Origin of the sequence: Ruminococcus sp. AM26-12LB (genome assembly GCF_003480785.1) — a bacterium.
GTDB classification, from domain to species: Bacteria; Bacillota; Clostridia; order Lachnospirales; family Lachnospiraceae; genus Blautia_A; species Blautia_A fusiformis.
Genome location: NZ_QUJX01000005.1, coordinates 99,055 through 117,374 on the forward strand (window position 1 = coordinate 99,055; position 18,320 = coordinate 117,374).

Below are 18,320 nucleotides of genomic sequence, written 5' to 3' on the forward strand. Positions count from 1 at the left end.
AGGAGGAAAAAAATGCTCATCAGAAAAGCAGAAGAAAAAGATATTCCGAGGATCCTGGAATTGTTAGGACAGGTGCTGCAGATCCATGCAGATATAAGGCCTGATATTTTTATTCCGGGCACAACAAAATATACGACAGACGAATTGACAGAGCTTTTGAAAAATGAAGAAAAGCCAGTATATGTTGCAGCGGATGAGGCTGATGTTTGTGTGGGGTATGCATTTTGTCAATTAAAGGAGCAGCCTTTTTCAAACAATATGGTACCGTTTAAATCTCTTTTTATAGATGACCTGTGTGTCGATCAGGAGACACGAGGTCAGCATATTGGGGAAAGCCTGTTTGAATATGTAAAAAAAGAAGCAAAGCAGCTGGGATGCTATGAAGTGACATTGAATGTGTGGGCAGGAAATACTTCAGCAGAAAAATTTTATGAAAAAATGGGAATGCGGACAAAAGAAAGACAGATGGAATACATATTATAAGATGTTGAATTGTTCAGGAAAAAAACAGCCGGCTAAGATACAGACTGAGATGTCTGTACCTTAGCCGGAAAATTTATCACTGTAATGAACATGCATAGCTTCCCAGTCCATAAACAATACATAAAATACTCTTCCGTATTGCTGGCTGTCTACAATCCTTCCGTGATCAAGAACAGAAAGGTAAGTGCCGTCCGCTTTTCGAAGATGAAAGTGGATGTAATCATTTTTATTGCCGGCATCGATCTGTTTCCAGATGCTTGCTTCTATCTGCTGCTGTTCATCCTCACGGATCAGGTTGTGGAAACTTTTATTTGTAAGGCTGAAGAGTTTATCTATAGTTTTATATCCGGTCATTTGAAGGAACTCATGGTTTGCATACAGGAGTTCATCATCATCTTTGTCCGCTCTGTATATGATAAATGCACCCGGAAGGTGTTCAGAGATATCCTTGAATGCAAATCCGAGCTGTTTACGGACTCCTGACCGGAGCCCCTCCCTGTAAGCCATACATCCGTTTTTTCCGTGAAGCTTTATTTCATAAAGTGCTGCATCTGCACAGCGCATAAGCTGTGAACGGCTGGATGCAAAGGTTGGATATTCTGCATATCCGAGAGAAATAAAAAACGGATATTCTTTTCCCTTGCATGAAAATGTCTTTGGAAGCTTGGTAAATTGCAGCAGCAGTTCTCCCGCTTCTTTATAGGTATGATCCGGCAGAAGAATGCAGAACTCATCGCCACCGTTTCTTCCCAGTAATGTGTTTTTTGGGAAAAAAGCCTTCATGCTATCTGTAAGACTCTTTAGTGCCCTGTCTCCATAGACATGTCCGTAAATATCATTAATAAACTTAAAGTCATCAATATCAAGGAGTGCGGCCACAAAATGCGTTTTTGGATTTTTAGTGATCATCCTTTCGGCTAATTCATCAAATCCATAGCGGTTGTAAATATCGGTGAGAGAATCTGTGTGTGCCAGTATTTGAAATTTGTTTTTATTTTCTTTCGATATTAACAATACCCGGGTAAGACCTGAGAAAAGTAAAACGACAGTAGTAAACATTCCGCCGACGATTACCAGTAATCTAAGGTTTCTCCATCCGCTTTCAGGAGCTACTTCTAATGTCCAGTTTTCTTCCCCTATCGTAAAACCATAAGAAACAGTAGGAGTTAATTGGTCGTCTGACTGATAAACAACTTTATAAGTATCGCTCCAGGGAGCGTCGGTTTTTGAGAGTCTGTATTCATATCCGAAATCCGAAAGTGCACTGATCGCATCTGAAAAAATGTCAGGAACACGCAGGATAACAATGGTAAATCCCCAGAAATATTCCTGGTTGTTTTCATCTTTCAGGTAGACTGGATTGCGGACAGCAATTCCACAGCCGCCCCGTTTTAAATCGAAAGGACCTTGTGTAATGATCACGTGATTGTCTCTTGCGTAACAGGAAATTTTGCTACAATCTTTATCCTGGAGCAGATCGATCTTACTCGCTTCCGTTCCCTCAGAAGGATAAATATCTGTTACATTACCATCCGGAGCAAGCTGTATGCTTTCAATAACGTCAGACATAATATTTTCCGCAATTGTGTCAAACTGACTGATCTTTCCGTTTTCACTGATCAGGACCTGCTTTAGCGTATCTGTGATCGCAATTCCATTTGTAATTTCATTTTTTATACGTTCGCCGTAGGTTGTTGCATTTAATTGTGCTGTTATGTGTCGTTGTTCAGTTTCATGTGAGTCTATTTTGTATACAATTAAACCAACAAGGCATATGCCCAGTAAAAAAACGATAAGAGGTACAATTGTTTTTTTCTTCACCTGGTTCACCTCGTTTTATTAGTTTCACAATAAAATATTATATCATAGAAGTAAAAAAATAGAATGATTTTTTGTGTTAAAGTGATATTGTTTTTTTATGTACAATGGAAATATGACCAGAGAGTGAAATATAGTATACAATTGAGGATTATATTGGAAAGAATACTGAAAAAACCTCGCGGTTTTGTAGGGTATATGATATACTGTTCTTTATAAGTAAATATCTTATCGGAATTCACGGAGGATCTGACCGATGCTGAATAAAAAAGATTTTTTAAAATATGCATCAAAATTAGCATTTCCGATCATGATCCAAAATCTGATCGGAACATTAGTAAATGTTGCGGATACTGTAATGCTGGGATATGTAAGCCAGACTGCCATGTCGGCTTCATCTCTTGCCAACCAGTATACATTTATTCTTTTCTGTTTGTATTATGGCATGGCTACAGGTACTTCGGTTTTATGTGCCCAGTACTGGGGAAAGGGTGATAAAAAGACAGTAGAAAAGATTCTCGGCCTGGCGGAGCGGATCTCACTGATCGTTTCTCTTGTATTTTTCGTTATCTCCTTTTCCATGCCGACTACGATCATGAAGATTTTTACAAACAGTCCGGATACGATTGCTGCCGGCAGCGAGTATTTGAAGGTGATCTCATTTTCCTTTATGTTTATGGGATTCTCTCAGGTTTTCATGAGTGCCCTTCGAAGTGTCGGAAAAATAATGCTGCCTTCTGTTACATACATTGTATCGCTTTGTGTCAATGTATTTTGTAATGCCACCTTTATCTTTGGCCTGTTTGGACTTCCAAAGCTTGGTGTTACCGGTGTTGCCCTTGGTACTGTTATTGCCAGGATCGCAGAGGTATTGATCTGTCTCATCTATTCATTAAACAGCTCCGATGTCAGATTTCGGATAAAATATTTCTGTGCGAAATCCGGTATTCTGTTCAGGGACTTTATGAAAATTGCTTCTCCGGCTGTGATAAATGATGTTGTCTGGAGCTTTGCCAGTTCAGCGTTCGCAGCGATCCTTGGCCACATTGGCGATGATATGGTTGCCGCAAATGCAGTTGCTGTTATGGTGGTAAACATTGGTGCCATCGCCTGTCGCGGTTTTGCCAACGCTACTACCATCATTATCAGCCAGGAGCTTGGTAAAGATCACAAGGATACAGCCAGAGAATATGGGAAACGTATGCTGAGAATAACAATTATCGTAAGTCTCATCGGATGTGCCATTATTCTGGCAGTCCGCCCTATGATACTGGACTTCTACCGGGATAAACTGACAGAGACAGCCATTTATTATCTTGGTATTTTTATAATCATGACAACCTGGCGTCTTGTAGGAGAGGGTATCAATACCTGTCTTATATGCGGATGCTTCAGAGGAGGTGGCGATTCCAGGTTCGGAATGATCGTAGATTCCATATTTATGTGGCTTGTTGCAGTTCCTCTCACCTTCCTTGCAGCATATGTTTTAAAACTGCCGCCTGTCTGGGTATATTTTATAATGACCCTGGATGAGTTCGAAAAAATGCCTGTGGTGTTCATCCACTATTTCAGAAATAAATGGCTTACGAACATTACCAGAGATTTTGACTGATTATGTAACTAAGCAGGAGGTTTTTATAGAAATGAAATACTTTGAGGCAAAAATGTCTTATCCTCAATTTTTAAAATATCTGGTTCCATCAGTGCTGACCATGATCTTTTTATCATTTTATACAACGATAGATGGATTTTTTGTATCACGGTATGCAGGCTCTGACGCGCTTGCAGGAATTAATATTGTTATTCCGATCACCTGTGTTATTTTCGGAACATCTGTCATGCTTGCAACGGGATCAGGTGCCATCATAGGAGAGCGGATGGGACAAAAAAGAGAACAGGAAGCAAATGAGATATTTACTTTTATCACGATCGTGCTGTTCGTACTTTCAGTTGCTTTTACAGCTGTGGGAATCCTTTTTCTGAAACCGATCTGTATTTTTTTAGGAAGCAGTGAGCGCCTGATGGAGCATGTGGTGCCATACGCATTTGTCATATTTTTAGGATCGGTTTCGATGTCATTCAAGCTATTTTTTGAATATCTTGTGAGGACGGATGGGAGATCGTACATCGGAATGATCATGTCTCTGACAGGTCTGGCTTTTAATATTGTTTTCGACTATATTTTTGTGGCTGTATTCAGACTGGGAACGCTTGGAGCTGCATGGGGAACATTTCTCTCCATTACAGTAAGCATGTTGATCGGCTTTATCTATTTTCTGAAATACAGCCATATAAGGTTTTGCAGACCGAAGACCGACATGAGTGTTCTTCTGAAAGCCTGCACCAATGGAAGCAGTGAAATGCTGACGGAGATGTCTACCGGGATCACTACATTTTTATTTAATCTTATTATCATGCAATATTTTGGTGAAGATGGAGTTGCGGCTGTGACGATCATTATGTATATTTACTATTTTTTCATCGCTTTTTATATGGGAATTGCCGTTGCAGCGGCTCCGATCATAAGCTATAATTACGGCTCTGAAAATTATGATAAGATCAGAGAGATAACACGATATAGTTTTATTACGATTGCCATCAGTTCAGTATTGATCCTCACGGTATCACTTGTATTTGGAAAACAGATCATCCATTTATTCGTTGGGGAGGGAAATGTATTTACATTGACATGGGATGGCCTGAAGCTGTTTAGTCCGGTTTTCCTGTTTATTGGTTTAAATGTATTTCTTTCCGGATATTTTACTGCCCTGGGAAATGGTTTTATTTCGGCATTGATCTCATCAATGCGTTCTTTGATCCTGGTGGCTGTGTTCATATTGATCCTGCCAAAGCTTATAGGGGTTGCAGGCATCTGGATGGCGATGCCGCTGGCAGAAGCCGTGACTATTTTCATGGCGGTTTATCTGTATCGAACATACGGAAAAAGTTTCATGCAGGAAAATTCCAGAGCCACGTCTTAATGATATTTTGCAAAATTTTAACAAAAAAGAGGCCGTCAAGTACGGCCTCTTTTTCGTTATGGCTTTATCATGTCCATGTCATGGGAGTATTTATAACTCCTGTGGAGATATTTCCAGGTATTCATAGGATGGCTGGAAATCATGGCTGTCACACTGATGGTAATATTGGGTAAAAATACGTTCTATGATATCAGGAATATGCGTTTCGTCAGGCTCAAACAGTATGATGAGATACTGCAGGGAACTGTAGCGTGTACAGATATCCACACGGCGGATATTCTGCCGGATGGCCTGTTCCATATACTCCAGAGCCTGCTCAATGGATTCGATATCAGGAACTGTATCCACAAGTGTCTCGATGGTGATCATCGCCAGATAACATCTGCACTGGCTGCGTGTGACAAGCTGACACATGTATTCATACTGGCGTGCGAAATCCCGGTAATTCAGATCAAGAGCACCTACATAGATGCCGCTTTTCTGAAGGGACTCTGCCACAAGCTCCAGATCCTTTCCGGAACCGGATGCCGCAAGAGTGCTGCGGTCGATCTGCTGGTAGAAAAAGAACTGGTTCTTGCCGTTTTGTTTTACGTAATACAGAGCTTTATCTGCTTTGGAATAGCAGTCTTCAAAGGAATCATCGGTGCTGCACAGACACAGGCCTGCGGACAGTGTGGCAAACCGGAGTTCCGGATCATCGGTAGTGATGGTGTGAAATTTCTGGAACAGATCGTCCATCTGCAGAGACAGGGAATTAGGATCTGTGTCCGGAAGGAACATCAGGAATTCATCGCCTCCAAGTCTGCAGGAAATTCCCTGATCTGCCCGTTTCTGGAGCAGCTTTCCAAGACATTTCAGTGCACGGTCGCCGGCTTTGTGGCCATAGATGTCGTTGATCTTTTTCAGGTTGTCCATATCAAGGAATACCAGACATCCATCATGTGTCTGCATAAATTCCGCGGTAAGACGTTCGCCCAGGTTACGCATGGGAAGACCGGTAAGGAAATCATAGCTTTTTGCGTCTTCCTGACTTTTTATGGTGGCCATTATGTCAGAGATGAATTTGCTGACGGTAAGCTGCATATCCGGAAGGTTATAAGTGTCCGGTTCTTCCTGGGAAGGATCCCACTGAGGCAGCCGTTTTTCATTGAGCAGTTTCAGAAAAATGTCTGTGATCTCCGGGTCGAACTGTGTACCACGGTTTTTGCGGAATTCTTCGTAAACAACCTCCGGTGGAAGCGCATTACGGTAGATTCGGCGGGAGTTCATGGCATCGTAGCAGTCGGCAACAGCCACGATCCGGGCATGGATGGGGATTTCTGTTCCGGCCAGCCCGTCCGGATAGCCTTTTCCGTCATAACGCTCATGGTGACTTCTTGCGATTTCTGCCGCATGCGGGATCAGGGTTATATCCTTTAGGATCTCGGCGCCGATGACGGTGTGTTTTTTTATAAGGTTGTATTCATCATCGGTCAGCTGTGCCGGTTTGTTCAGGAACGGATCCGGGATACCGATCTTTCCGATGTCGTGAAGGTGAGTAGCCCGTTTCAGATTCAGGATCTCTTCCGGTGTCCAGCCCAGCTCCTCTGCGATCAGGGCCGCATATTGTGCAACCCGGTAGGAATGACCGCGGGTGTACGCATCCTTTGCCTCAATGGTGGTGGAAAGGGTCTGTATCATCTGCAGAGACATTTTTTCATTCTGTTCCTGGTTTTTGCGGATTTCGCTTTGCTGGCGTTTCAGTTCTATATCCTGGACATTTTTGATGGCTCTTACAATATTGACAAAGAGCAGGATCAGCATGCCGGCACCCACAAACAGTCCGGACATCAATGTGACAAAGTATACGGAGGTTGCTTCAACGGCAATACACAGGATCGCTGACAGCAGACCAATGAGCAAAAGCCGGTCGGCCTTGTTTTTTTCGGTGCGTATATATTGGAAAAGGTGTACAAATATTGTGGCAACGGTGATCGCCAGGATTCCGTGGCTTACAGGCATGGTTTCGATATAATCTGCGATACCTGCAGCAGTGAGGATCGTACAGACTGCAAAGTTTATCATTGCGATGCTTCCAAGACAGACATAAAATCTGTGATGCAGCCCTTTCTGGAGACTGTCCGCAAAAAACAGGATCGGGAGCGGACACAAAAGGATCATAACGAAGCACAGAGATCCGAGAGCGGAAGCGTTGGGGACCAGGAACTGACGGAGCTTGGATTCACCCAGCATCCAGACGGCGCCCATAACCATGCACCATCCAAGATATTCCATGTCAAATCGTGTATGATAGACCAATCCCAGAGCGAAACTGAACAGGATCGTGACGATTCCGGCAAACAGGATAAAAAAAGCAATGTAGGTTTCCAGTCCGTATCTGCTGAAAATATATATCCAGATATCTGCCTTGTTTCCACAGTAAACAGGATTGACAACTCCGGTGTAATTGGAGGTGTAGGTGGTCAGTTCAATACGGAGCTCTTTGCCGGCATCGGAAGCATAAACCGGGCAGAAAACATAACGGCTGGCGGAGTTTTTGCCCACAAGCCTTGTTTTATGCGTGGAGTAGCTGGTCCTGAGGTCGTCCCCTACATAAAAATCCACATCCTGCAGGGAAGAACGGATGGCAAAGCAGGTATCTGTAAGATCATCGGGAAGCTGGATGTTGAGGACCATCGTGTCACCGACGGGAACCTTGTAGGTGCCCGGAACGGAGATTTCCTGGGTGGTTCCATCCGGTTTCTGCCAGGTAACGGTACCGGAATAGATCACAGAGGCTGCTGAGGTGTCGGAAGAACGTTCATCCGCACCAAAAATCTGCATAAAAATGAACCAGCCAAGGATGGCGAACATCAGAATATAAAAGAAATATCTTTTTCCCTGGTTAAAGGTTTCTGTTTTTTCTTTCATGGCAATATGCCTCCTTGTAGTGGGAAAGGAGTGGTTTGTAAATTGAAAAACTCCTTTAGATCGATTATACCAGACCGGAGTGGAAAAATCAGTATAAACAGACTAAGACGGGTAATTTGGTAAGATTTTACCAAATTTTTTATGAATTCGGTGGTATTATATAAAGCAGATAGAAAACATATCCGATGCATCTGCGTGCAGGATATGATACAATGGGTAAATGTGGAGTATGACATGTAAAGCATGATATATGCAGGATAAAGGATCAGAATAAAGAATGAGAGTAAAGCGACAGGAGGAAGGATCATGAGTAAGATCGTAAATATCACATCAAAAGAGGACAAAGATCAGAAGCTGCAGGACATTGCAAACTCACTGGAAGAGCTGAAGGATGTAATGGCTGAAGTGATAGAAGCCTATGAGGAAGAAAATGCGGACAGCCGGAAGATGGACACGCTGACAGAGGCACTGGATGCGCTTGAGGACGCTTATGAGGCTGTTAACGATGTGCTGCTTGAGGAAATCTGATCATGCAGTATAAGGTTCTGAAGATAGAAGAAGACATGGATTTCGGCTGTGAAGAGCGGCAGCCGGGTGAAGCACTTATGTCAGTAGTGCTGATGGAAGATGAAAATGGAAATGAAACAAGTCTGCGACATGATGACGGACTTCTGTATGAAAGAGATATCAATGAGGGAGATCTTGTTACCATGGACGGGCAGCATCAGCTGTGGAAATTGTAAAACAGAAAGGGACGTACATCATTGGATTTTGTCATGACTGCGCTGTTTGTGGTTATGTTCATTGATCAGTGGGAAGATGCACAAGATCATAAGCCGGCGCTGGTCGGAATTGTATGTTCTGTGATCTGCCTGGTGATCTTTGGAAGCGGGAAGTTTATCCTTCCGTCAATGACATCGATCGTTTTATGCTTCCTGGGAATGAAGAAGCATGAGGAGAAGAGAAAAAAAGAACGTATACAAAAGTCAGGAGAATATCAGGCATGACAGTTGGGATATAGCCGGACAGGAGGGATAAGGAATGACTAGCAGATCATAACGGTTGTGGTAGTGGTCCTGGGGACTATGACAACGCGATTTTTGCCGTTTATCATATTCCCGGAAGGAAAGGAACCGCCGGCTGTGATCACCTATCTGGGAAAAGTGCTGCCCTGTGCAGTGATCGGATTGCTGGTGGTATTTTGTCTGAAGGATGTGCCGGAAAGTACGCATTACGGACTGCCGGAGCTGATCGCAATACTGTTCATTGTGGTATTACATAAATGGAAGAAGAGTACATTGCTCAGCATAGGAGGGGAAACGGTGTTTTATATGGTGCTGGTGCAGACCATATTTGGTTAGGCAGAAATATGTGAAAAACAGAAAATGAAAAGTTAGGGCAGGATACGATAACCGTATCCTGTTTTTTTGATTGCAGCAGTAATTTATGAAATTGCTGTAGATCAGATAAGCAGGCGCAGGATTGTATGTAAAGGTGCAATAAGCCGTGAAAAGAAGCGAGCGGTCATGAAAATGAGCGTGTCCGTAAAAGACGCACAGATGTATTTTTTTATTCCTGGAAAATACAGAGAAAATATGCCGGGATCAGAGGAATCTGTAATTGTAACAGAACAACTATACCCCTTACTTGTCTGTGAATCCGATTGCACAGGTCTAAAAGCCTCAGCGTAGCTGGAGGCAATAAATAGTGTGTGTGGAATGGTGTGTTATGAAAATAACAAAAATGAGTAACTTTTGCTCTCACAATGGAATAAAAAACGACAAGACACTATGCGGCTTTATGGCTGTAAATGCATACGTTTCAAAAGTTTATACAGGGAACATGGAATACCATGAAATGTGAATAAATTAACACATAATTTTGAAAAATATACTCAAAATATAACCATACTATATTGACAAAATTAAAAATAAATGATAATCTGTGACCAGAACAAAACGAGAATGACTAAAATTTTTATGAAGTTAAGAATAAAAAGGTAAGCACGAAAGGAGTATCTTAAAATGGCTGAGATCAAAAAAATGGGTTACTGTGTAAACGGTGAGTGGAAAGAGTCAAAGGCAGAGAAATACATGGATGTTACAGATTCCAGTACAGGTGAGGTGATCGCGCAGGTTCCCTGCTGTACACCGGATGAGGTAGAAGAGGCGATCGCTTCCGCACAGGCTGCATTCCCGGAATGGTCCTCACTTTCTCTTGCAAAGAGACAGCAGTATATGTTCAGATGGAGAGATGTTCTTTATGCTCATAAGGAAGAGCTTTCCGTACTTTGTGCAAAAGAGCTCGGAAAGAACATCAAAGAGGCAAGAGGAGATGTTCAGAAAGCAATTGAGCCTACAGAAGAGGCATGTGCACTTCCGACAATGATCCAGGGTGATGCTGCAATGCAGGTAACTACAGGATATGATACAGCTACATATCGCAAACCACTTGGAGTAACTGCTGGTATTGTTCCGATGAACTTCCCGGCAATGATCCCATGGGGCTGGATGGTTCCGCTTTCCATTGCATGTGGAAATACAGTAGTACTGAAAGCAAGCTCCCAGACACCACTTACAGCTATGAGGATCATGGAGCTCTTCTATACAGAGGGCGGATTCCCGAAGGGTGTTGTAAACCTTGTGACCTGCAGCCGTGTAGAGGCTGATATCCTTCTTACAGATGAGAGAGTAAAGGCTGTTACATTCGTAGGAACAACAGGTGTTGGTAAACAGGTATATTCCAAGGCAGCAGCTCATGGCAAACGAGTTCAGGCACAGTGTGAGGCAAAGAACCATGCACTTGTACTTGAGGACTGCAACCTTGAGGCTACTGTTAATGCGATCATCAACTCTACATATGGATGCGCAGGTATGAGATGTATGGCTCTTCCGGTTGTATGCGTACAGGATAGTATCGCAGACGAATTTGTTTCACTTCTTAAGAAAAAAGCAGAGGCTATGAAACTTGGCTGTGCATATGATGAAGATACCGATCTCGGCCCGGTTGTAAATGCAGGCCATAAGGAGAAGATCTGCAACTGGATCCAGAAGGGTATCGATGAGGGTGCGGAGCTTGTACTTGACGGACGTAATGTAGTAGTTCCGGGATATGAGAACGGATTCTTCGTAGGACCGACAATTCTTGATCATGTAACACCGGAGATGACAGTTGGAAACCGTGAGATCTTCGGACCGGTAACCTGTATCAAACGAGTAAAGGATTACGAGGAAGGCATCGCAGTCATGAATGCCAATCCATTTGCAAATGGTTCCTGTATCTTTACACAGAGCGGATATTACAGCCGTAAATTCGCTATGGAGACAGATGGTGGTATGGTAGGAATCAATGTAGGTATCCCGGTTCCGACAGCATACTTCCCATTCTCCGGAAACAAGGATTCCTTCTTTGGTGATCTGCACGTTCTCGGAAAAGACGGCTATCGTTTCTTCACAAGAGCAAAAACAGTTACAACACACTGGTTTGATGAAGCTGCCGGAAAGAGAAAGGTCGGCACATGGGAAGGAAGTACTGAGGCTTAAGAAAGCTTCATAAATAAATTTATAACACTGTAAGGCAGATTGGGTAAGATCTGCCTTTCAGATAAAATCCTCTAATGAAATGAGCATATTCAAAAACGGTGCATCTGCTGGATTTCTGGCAGATGCACCGTTTTTTAGGGTCAATATCCAATTTAATCGATCGTCATAACACGGATGCCGTGCTCCTGGCAGAAGCTGTCGTATTCTTCAGGAAGTGGCTGGTCGGTTACGATGGCGTCCAGCTTTTCCATGGAAGAATAGGTCATAAGCGAGATCCGGCCGAATTTGGAATGGTCTGCAAGAAGGATCATGCTGTTGGCATTCTCTGCGATGGCTTTTTTGGTGATGTATTCCTCGGCGCTGGCATTGGTAAGTCCGCTCTTCATGGTTACACCTGTGCAGGCCATAAAAGCCATGGAAATGTTGTAGGTCTGCAGATAATCATTGATATCCGGTCCTGTGAAGGACAGGGTCTTGCGGTTCAGCTTTCCGGGAACGGAAATGATATCCAGGTTCGGATAGGATGCTGCCTTGTTGAAGATAAGCAGGCTGTTGGTCAGGATCGTACAGTGCTTATCTGCAATAAAATCAACCAGGTTCAGGCAGGTTGTACCTGTATCGATATAGATGGTATCGTCTTCTGCCACAAGCTCTGCGGCACGGCGGCAGATTTCTTTCTTTTCGTCAGGAAAACGTCCGCCACGCTCTTCGTAAGACAGAAGGGGAAGAGTCTGTGGAGTTTCGAGTGCTGCGACACCGCCATATACTTTCATGATACTGCCACGTTTCAGAAGGATATCGACATCTCTTCTGATGGTGTTTTTGGATACGTTGAATTTCTCACATAATGTATCGAGAGAAGCGTTCTTATGCTCCAGCACATATTCTTCGATCATGTCCAGTCGCTGTGATTTCATAGAGGTCTACCTTCTTTCTGTTGGTTAAGTCTTGGTTATATTTTATCATAAAAGAAGGTAGAGATAAAGTGCTTTTATAAGAACATACCAAAAATTATTTCCCTTCAAAAATATCTTGACGAAATTCTTATTTGAATGTAATATGAAAACGGTTTTCAAATTCAAATCTGCCATGTAAGGTGCAGTTGATAGAAGAGAGTAGGAAATATAATGGAAGAAAAAATGAAATACAGCACCAGGCAGCAGAAAATAATTCTGGAATGCCTGCAGGAATATGGAGATACATTTTATACCATAGATCAGTTTATGGAGCTCCTTCGTGGAAAAGAGATCCAGATCGGAAGGACAACGGTATACAGAGGACTGGAGCGGCTGCAGAAGGAGGGAGCGGTGCTGAAGGTTCCGTCTGTGGAGGGAGCGCCTGCCCAGTATCGTTTTATACGTGATGAGGAGCGGAAGAATTACGGTAAGCTTGTGTGTCTGGAATGTGGGCATACGATTCCTCTGCAGTGTGGATGTATCGATCATTTTGTGGGACATGTGCTGGATGAACACGGATTTGAGATCGATCAGAGCCGGACGATCTTTTATGGATATTGTGACAGCTGCAGGAGGCTTAAAAAATGAATGTTAACAGAGGGAAGATGACAGCGGCAGCAGTTCTGGCGGTGACGCTTCTTGTTGTGGGCGGTGTGACCGGATATGGTTTGCACAGGGCCGGAACGGTGGGACAGCCATTTGTGGAGGATGGCCGACTGAAGGTGATGGCCAGCTTTTATCCAATGTATGATTTTGCCCGGAAGGTAGGGGGCGACAGGATTCAGGTGAAGGATATGGTTCCGGCGGGAACGGAGCCTCATGACTGGGAGCCGGCGGCAACGGATATCCGGAATCTTGAGGATGCAGATGTGTTTGTCTATAATGGTGCGGATCTGGAGCACTGGGCGGAGGATGTACTGGATACTCTGGAGAATCAGGATCTGGTTGTGTCTGAGGCATCGGATGGTGTGGAGCTTTTGGATGGAGGACATGATCATGCTCATGGTGATGAAGGAAAAGATCCTCATGTCTGGCTTGATCCTATGCGTGCAAAGCAGGAAATGAAGAATATCAGGGATGCTTTGGTAAAGGCTGATCCTGGGAACGGTGATTATTATGAAGCAAATTATGAGAAATATGCCGGTGAATTTGATGAGCTGGATCAGGAGTTCAGAGATGGTCTGAAAGGTACGAAGAGCCGGGATATCATAGTGGCGCATGAGGCTTTTGGATATCTGTGCAATGCCTATGATCTGAAGCAGCTGGCTATCGAAGGGCTGACACCGGATTCAGAGCCTGATCCTGCCAAGATGCAGGAAGTGATCGAGTATGCGAAAAAATACGACATCCATACCATATTTTTTGAGGAGCTGGCAAGTCCCAAGGTGGCGAAGACAGTGGCGAAGGAAGTGGATGCGGTGACTGCTGTGCTGAATCCGATCGAGGGATTAAGTGAGGAGGATATCGAGGCCGGAGAGGATTATTTTTCTGTGATGAGGAAGAATCTGGAGGCGCTCAGGAAGGCATTGAACTGAAGGTGCAGGACAGCAGCTGTAACAAAAAAAGGAGAAATTATGGGAATTTTGATAGAAAATCTTTCGTTTCACTATACAGGGACACCTGTGCTGGATCAGGTGAACCTGGAGGTGAAGGATGGCGATTATGCCATCCTTACCGGTGAAAACGGAAGTGGAAAAAGTACATTTCTGAAGCTTCTTCTGGGCGAACTGAAGGCGCAGGAGGGAAGTATTACCGTAAATGGAAAAGATATTTCTGCCACATTTGGAAAGGGAGATCTGGGATATGTTCCACAGAACAGTATCAGCAGAAACCAGAATTTTCCGGCGACTGTGGAAGAGATCATGATGACAGGCGTGTATTCCTCTTCCTGGAAGGCACGTTTCCGGGCAAAAAAAGAGATCCCGCGTTTGAAAGCCGCACTTGCGGAAATGGAAATGGAAGAGTTCTGGAAAAGAAGGATCGGAGATCTTTCCGGAGGACAGCAGCAGAGGGTTATGCTGGCACGTGCACTGGCAGGAAAACCGAAGATCCTGATCCTGGATGAGCCTACCACAGGAATGGATATGGTTTCTGTGAAAACACTTGCAGAAGTTCTGAGGAAGCGGAATGAGGAACAGGGGCTGACGATCCTTATGGTTACTCATGGAAATTCCGGTGAGTTTAAAGGAGCAAACCGGTTCTTTAAAGCGGAAGAGGGGAGGATCGACGAAGTATGAGTATTTTACAGTATGGATTTATGCAGAGGGCTTTTCTGGTGGGAATCCTTCTGGCTGTGATCACGCCCTGCATCGGGATCACCATTGTTTTGAAACGGATGTCCATGATCGGAGATGCGCTTTCCCATTCTTCACTGGCCGGTGTTGTGCTGGGACTGATACTTGGAGTGAATCCGGTAGCCGGTGCAGTAGTGATGTGCATCGTAGCTGCTCTTGGGATTGAGGCTATCCGCAAAAAAATCCCGCGTTATTCGGAGGTGGCGATCTCCATCGTCATGTCTGCCGGGATCGGACTGGCCGGTGTGCTGTCCGGCTTTGTGGAAAACGGTGCCAGTCTGAACAGCTTCTTGTTCGGAAGTATTGTGTCCATCAGTGAAGGAGAGCTGGCGCTGGTAGTTGTGATCAGTGTGCTGGTGCTGGCAGCAGTGCTGTTTTTTTACAGGGAACTGTTTTATATCGGATTTGATGAAAATGCGGCAAGAATCTCCGGTGTTTCCGTGCGGAATATTAATTTTCTTTTTACTATTCTGACGGCTCTGACAGTTTCCATTGCGTCCCGTACAGTAGGAACCTTGATCGTTTCCTCCATGCTGGTAGTTCCGGTGGCGTGTGGGATGCAGATGGCAAAAAGCTATAAGGGTACACTGATCTGTGCCATTATCGTGGCGGTATGTACCACCATTGCCGGACTGTTTCTTTCCTATTATGCCGGACTGAAACCAGGTGGAATGATCGTTCTTCTTGAGGTTGCGTGGTTTGTAGTTGTGATGACAGTGAAAAGTTTTAACAAATAAAACACATTTTTCCCACAAAGTAAACACAATTAACCCATATACTTTGAAGCATCAAAAGGAAACAGAGAAGAATTTTTTCCCAGGGAGGATTTAACCATGAACAATAACAGAAAATTAAAAATAAAGAAAATGATGAAAAAAGGTGCAACCATCAGCCTGTGTGCAGTACTTGCCGGCGGCATTGGAGTTGGTGCATATGAAGGTATAAATTATTTCTCCGGTGCACAGTCCGTACAGGCGGCAACCGACAGCTCCGAGAATCTGACTCTTATGAAGTCTGATAAAAAATCAAATAAAGACAGCAAAGATACAGAGGCTACAAAATCCTCCGATACAAAGGGCAGTCTGGATGTATCAGATGTTGCTGAGGAGGCAATGCCTTCTGTAGTTGCCATCACAACCAAGTCCGTTCAGGAGGTTCAGGATTATTACAGCATGTTTGGTTCCCAGTATGCGCCGAGCCAGGAGCAGGAAGTTGAAGGAAGCGGTTCCGGTATTATCATCGGAAAAACAGATTCTGAGCTGCTGATCGCCACAAACTATCATGTTGTGGATGGTGCCGATACCTTGTCAGTTGCCTTTGCAGATGGTAAAGCTTATGAGGCTACGGTAAAGGGCTTTGATGAAAACGAGGATCTTGCAGTTGTTTCTGTTGCAACGAAGGATGTTTCGGATGATACAATGGATGCAATTTCTGTTGCAAAGATCGGAAGCTCTGATGATCTGAAGATCGGTGAGCAGGTTGTTGCCATTGGTAATGCACTTGGCTATGGACAGTCTGTTACTACCGGTATTGTCAGTGCAAAGAACCGTACGACAGATGCATCAGGTCAGATCGAGTCTGGTGATTCTACAGATAACAGCAGCAGTATCAACAAGGGCGTGAACCTGATCCAGACAGATGCGGCTATCAATCCCGGTAACAGTGGCGGTGCGCTTCTGAATATGGATGGTGAGGTTGTTGGTATCAACTCTTCCAAGCTTGCTTCTACTGAGGTTGAAGGTATGGGGTATGCCATTGCGATCTCTGATGTTGCGGATTCTCTTGAGAACATGATGAATGCCAAGGCAAGGGATAAAGTGGATAATCATGGTATCCTTGGTATCACAGGCAGTACAGTAAGTACGGAGGCAGTACAGATTTATGGTATCCCGCAGGGTGTATTTGTTTCGGAGGTAACCGAGGGCGGCCCTGCCGATGATGCAGGTATTACCAAGAATATGGTCATTACAGAGTTTGATGGTAAAACGATCACCAGTATCGATCAGCTGGTTGAGCTGCTTCAGTATTATGAGCCGAAGGAAAAGATCGATGTGACGGTTGCAGTTCTGGATGGTAATGAATATAAGGAGAAGACACTCACTGTAAAACTTGGTAAAGATGACAGTTCCAGCAAGGATAGCAAGGACAGCGCTGAGGATAGCACGTCCCAGGATTCCCAGGATGCAGATATTCCAGATATCCAGGGAGGACAGGATGATTCCAATCAGGGGGATGCAGATGCATTTGCTGATGATGGAGAAGCCAGCCTGTTTAGAGATTTTGAGCAGAATGGCTTGTATGACTGATCATGCCCTAAATTATAGATGGAGAGCATTTTCGAGGTGAAGAACCGCAATCAGTTCATCCCCTCCATGAATCCGCAGGAAAGAAACCAGAAATACAGCGGATGGAAAAACGCAGTAGAAAAAGTTCTCGTATAATAAAACGGGAGTTTCAGGCAACGGCAATTGCTTGACCCCATGTGTATGTCAGATTATAATAAAATAACAGGCATTTCCGGATGCATTCCAGATGTATCGGAAATGACGGAAAGCCGGTCTTTGCCAGTATCATGTGCAGAGGCCGGCAAAAGTTATATTCAGAGATAAATGATCATCCATTTGCAGTAGCTGTGCAGTGGCATCCGGAGATGATGTATGATTCTTCAGAACAGCTGAAGCTTCTCCGGGCATTTGTGGAGGCAGCAGGGAAGGAGACGGAAGCATGAATATTTGTATCTATGGAGCGTCCAGCGCAGAGCTGAAAAAGATCTATTATGAGAAAACGGAAGAGCTGGGACAGCTGATGGGGAAACGTGGCCACGGCCTTGTTTTCGGAGGTGGAAAAGAGGGACTGATGGGGGCGGCAGCCCGGGGCGTTGACAGAGAAAAAGGCTATATCCTGGGTATCGCACCGAGATTTTTTGACCAGCCGGGAGTGTTGTATGAGCATTGTACAGAGTTTATTTTTACTGAAAATATGCGTGAGAGGAAGCACCTGCTGGAAAGCCGCTCGGATGCGACTATCGTGGTACCTGGGGGAATTGGTACTTATGAGGAGTTTTTTGAGATCCTGACATTGAAGAGTCTGGGACGGATCGACAGGCCGATCGTTCTTTATAATATTCAGGGATATTACGACAGCATGCAGGCACTCCTGGAATACACAGCCGGGGAAAAATTTATGTCCAGAGATGTTGTGGGTATGTGCCGGTTCATGAAAGATCCGGAGGAGATCCTGGATTATATTGAGAATTACCGGAATTATGGGGGAAGGCTATAAATAAAATACAGTACGGCTAATACAACAGCCCTGTATATAAGATCGTGCGAAGGG

General features: G+C 44.2%; 18 protein-coding genes. 15 read left to right on the forward strand and 3 right to left on the reverse strand.

What is annotated here, in order from left to right; all coding sequences use genetic code 11:
- Positions 1 to 12: 12 nt before the first annotated feature.
- Entirely contained in the window at positions 13 to 483 is a 471-nt protein-coding gene (locus tag DW694_RS04985; RefSeq protein WP_021651228.1) for a GNAT family N-acetyltransferase, read from the forward strand.
- Between the two features lie 60 nt (positions 484 to 543).
- On the opposite strand, the gene DW694_RS04990 is transcribed toward DW694_RS04985, so the two are convergent.
- On the reverse strand, positions 544 to 2,304 hold the full coding sequence (locus DW694_RS04990; RefSeq protein WP_110103051.1) for a diguanylate cyclase: 1,761 nt from the start codon (positions 2,302 to 2,304) through the stop codon (positions 544 to 546).
- A 253-nt stretch (positions 2,305 to 2,557) separates the two neighbouring features.
- Here DW694_RS04990 and DW694_RS04995 point away from each other — a divergent pair, with 253 nt between their 5' ends.
- Positions 2,558 to 3,913 (forward strand): MATE family efflux transporter, encoded by a 1,356-nt coding sequence (locus DW694_RS04995; protein WP_059086577.1) that lies wholly within the window; start codon positions 2,558 to 2,560, stop codon positions 3,911 to 3,913.
- A gap of 31 nt (positions 3,914 to 3,944) precedes the next feature.
- Complete coding sequence (locus tag DW694_RS05000; protein WP_182465477.1) at positions 3,945 to 5,282, forward strand: MATE family efflux transporter; 1,338 nt, start codon at positions 3,945 to 3,947, stop codon at positions 5,280 to 5,282.
- A gap of 90 nt (positions 5,283 to 5,372) precedes the next feature.
- On the opposite strand, the gene DW694_RS05005 is transcribed toward DW694_RS05000, so the two are convergent.
- Entirely contained in the window at positions 5,373 to 8,192 is a 2,820-nt protein-coding gene (locus DW694_RS05005; protein ID WP_118752627.1) for an HD domain-containing phosphohydrolase, read from the reverse strand.
- A 306-nt stretch (positions 8,193 to 8,498) separates the two neighbouring features.
- On the opposite strand from DW694_RS05005, the gene DW694_RS05010 reads away from it, so the two are divergent.
- The 5 genes from DW694_RS05010 (at position 8,499) to DW694_RS05035 (ending at position 11,734) form a co-directional block, all read left to right on the forward strand.
- The gene (locus DW694_RS05010; protein WP_015526439.1) at positions 8,499 to 8,720 is read left to right on the forward strand and encodes a hypothetical protein; all 222 of its coding nucleotides are present in this window, start codon (positions 8,499 to 8,501) and stop codon (positions 8,718 to 8,720) included.
- Positions 8,721 to 8,722: 2 nt separating this feature from the next.
- Positions 8,723 to 8,935, forward strand: a complete 213-nt coding sequence (locus DW694_RS05015) for a hypothetical protein (RefSeq protein WP_015526438.1) — start codon at positions 8,723 to 8,725, stop codon at positions 8,933 to 8,935.
- Positions 8,936 to 8,956: 21 nt separating this feature from the next.
- A complete protein-coding gene (locus tag DW694_RS05020) occupies positions 8,957 to 9,199 on the forward strand; it encodes a hypothetical protein (protein WP_118752628.1) in 243 nt (80 codons plus the stop codon).
- A gap of 45 nt (positions 9,200 to 9,244) precedes the next feature.
- Positions 9,245 to 9,553: an AzlD domain-containing protein gene (locus tag DW694_RS05025; RefSeq protein WP_286186870.1), complete on the forward strand. Its 309-nt coding sequence runs from the start codon at positions 9,245 to 9,247 to the stop codon at positions 9,551 to 9,553.
- Positions 9,554 to 10,216: 663 nt separating this feature from the next.
- Entirely contained in the window at positions 10,217 to 11,734 is a 1,518-nt protein-coding gene (locus DW694_RS05035; protein WP_021651218.1) for a CoA-acylating methylmalonate-semialdehyde dehydrogenase, read from the forward strand.
- Positions 11,735 to 11,886: 152 nt separating this feature from the next.
- Here DW694_RS05035 and DW694_RS05040 read toward each other — a convergent pair whose 3' ends face one another.
- Complete coding sequence (locus tag DW694_RS05040) at positions 11,887 to 12,651, reverse strand: DeoR/GlpR family DNA-binding transcription regulator (RefSeq protein WP_015526435.1); 765 nt, start codon at positions 12,649 to 12,651, stop codon at positions 11,887 to 11,889.
- 210 nt (positions 12,652 to 12,861) lie between these two features.
- Between DW694_RS05040 and DW694_RS05045 the strand changes: the two genes are divergently transcribed.
- The 7 genes from DW694_RS05045 to DW694_RS05075 all read left to right on the forward strand — a co-directional run bounded on the left by DW694_RS05045 (position 12,862) and on the right by DW694_RS05075 (position 18,266).
- Positions 12,862 to 13,278 (forward strand): transcriptional repressor, encoded by a 417-nt coding sequence (locus DW694_RS05045; protein ID WP_015526434.1) that lies wholly within the window; start codon positions 12,862 to 12,864, stop codon positions 13,276 to 13,278.
- Positions 13,275 to 14,225 carry a metal ABC transporter substrate-binding protein gene (locus DW694_RS05050; RefSeq protein ID WP_114002488.1) on the forward strand — a complete coding sequence of 317 codons (951 nt, stop codon included), beginning with the start codon at positions 13,275 to 13,277 and terminating at the stop codon, positions 14,223 to 14,225. Before DW694_RS05045 ends, DW694_RS05050 begins: the two co-directional genes overlap by 4 nt.
- A 39-nt stretch (positions 14,226 to 14,264) precedes the next feature.
- A complete protein-coding gene (locus tag DW694_RS05055) occupies positions 14,265 to 14,927 on the forward strand; it encodes a metal ABC transporter ATP-binding protein (RefSeq protein ID WP_015526432.1) in 663 nt (220 codons plus the stop codon).
- Complete coding sequence (locus DW694_RS05060) at positions 14,924 to 15,721, forward strand: metal ABC transporter permease (protein WP_015526431.1); 798 nt, start codon at positions 14,924 to 14,926, stop codon at positions 15,719 to 15,721. The genes DW694_RS05055 and DW694_RS05060 overlap by 4 nt, the downstream gene beginning before the upstream one ends.
- A 96-nt stretch (positions 15,722 to 15,817) precedes the next feature.
- A complete protein-coding gene (locus DW694_RS05065; RefSeq protein WP_118752630.1) occupies positions 15,818 to 17,290 on the forward strand; it encodes a trypsin-like peptidase domain-containing protein in 1,473 nt (490 codons plus the stop codon).
- Between the two features lie 215 nt (positions 17,291 to 17,505).
- A complete protein-coding gene (locus tag DW694_RS17045) occupies positions 17,506 to 17,712 on the forward strand; it encodes a hypothetical protein (RefSeq protein WP_015526429.1) in 207 nt (68 codons plus the stop codon).
- A complete protein-coding gene (locus DW694_RS05075; RefSeq protein ID WP_015526428.1) occupies positions 17,709 to 18,266 on the forward strand; it encodes a TIGR00730 family Rossman fold protein in 558 nt (185 codons plus the stop codon). The genes DW694_RS17045 and DW694_RS05075 overlap by 4 nt, the downstream gene beginning before the upstream one ends.
- Positions 18,267 to 18,320 lie beyond the last annotated feature (54 nt).

Coding starts and splice junctions, on each gene's coding strand:
- DW694_RS04985 (WP_021651228.1), top strand. CDS start 13: ATGCTCATCAGAAAAGCAGAAGAAAAAGATATTCCGAGGATCCTGGAA.
- DW694_RS04995 (WP_059086577.1), top strand. CDS start 2,558: ATGCTGAATAAAAAAGATTTTTTAAAATATGCATCAAAATTAGCATTT.
- DW694_RS05000 (WP_182465477.1), top strand. CDS start 3,945: ATGAAATACTTTGAGGCAAAAATGTCTTATCCTCAATTTTTAAAATAT.
- DW694_RS05005 (WP_118752627.1), bottom strand. CDS start 8,192: ATGAAAGAAAAAACAGAAACCTTTAACCAGGGAAAAAGATATTTCTTT.
- DW694_RS05010 (WP_015526439.1), top strand. CDS start 8,499: ATGAGTAAGATCGTAAATATCACATCAAAAGAGGACAAAGATCAGAAG.
- DW694_RS05015 (WP_015526438.1), top strand. CDS start 8,723: ATGCAGTATAAGGTTCTGAAGATAGAAGAAGACATGGATTTCGGCTGT.
- DW694_RS05035 (WP_021651218.1), top strand. CDS start 10,217: ATGGCTGAGATCAAAAAAATGGGTTACTGTGTAAACGGTGAGTGGAAA.
- DW694_RS05040 (WP_015526435.1), bottom strand. CDS start 12,651: ATGAAATCACAGCGACTGGACATGATCGAAGAATATGTGCTGGAGCAT.
- DW694_RS05045 (WP_015526434.1), top strand. CDS start 12,862: ATGGAAGAAAAAATGAAATACAGCACCAGGCAGCAGAAAATAATTCTG.
- DW694_RS05050 (WP_114002488.1), top strand. CDS start 13,275: ATGAATGTTAACAGAGGGAAGATGACAGCGGCAGCAGTTCTGGCGGTG.
- DW694_RS05055 (WP_015526432.1), top strand. CDS start 14,265: ATGGGAATTTTGATAGAAAATCTTTCGTTTCACTATACAGGGACACCT.
- DW694_RS05060 (WP_015526431.1), top strand. CDS start 14,924: ATGAGTATTTTACAGTATGGATTTATGCAGAGGGCTTTTCTGGTGGGA.
- DW694_RS05065 (WP_118752630.1), top strand. CDS start 15,818: ATGAACAATAACAGAAAATTAAAAATAAAGAAAATGATGAAAAAAGGT.
- DW694_RS17045 (WP_015526429.1), top strand. CDS start 17,506: ATGCATTCCAGATGTATCGGAAATGACGGAAAGCCGGTCTTTGCCAGT.
- DW694_RS05075 (WP_015526428.1), top strand. CDS start 17,709: ATGAATATTTGTATCTATGGAGCGTCCAGCGCAGAGCTGAAAAAGATC.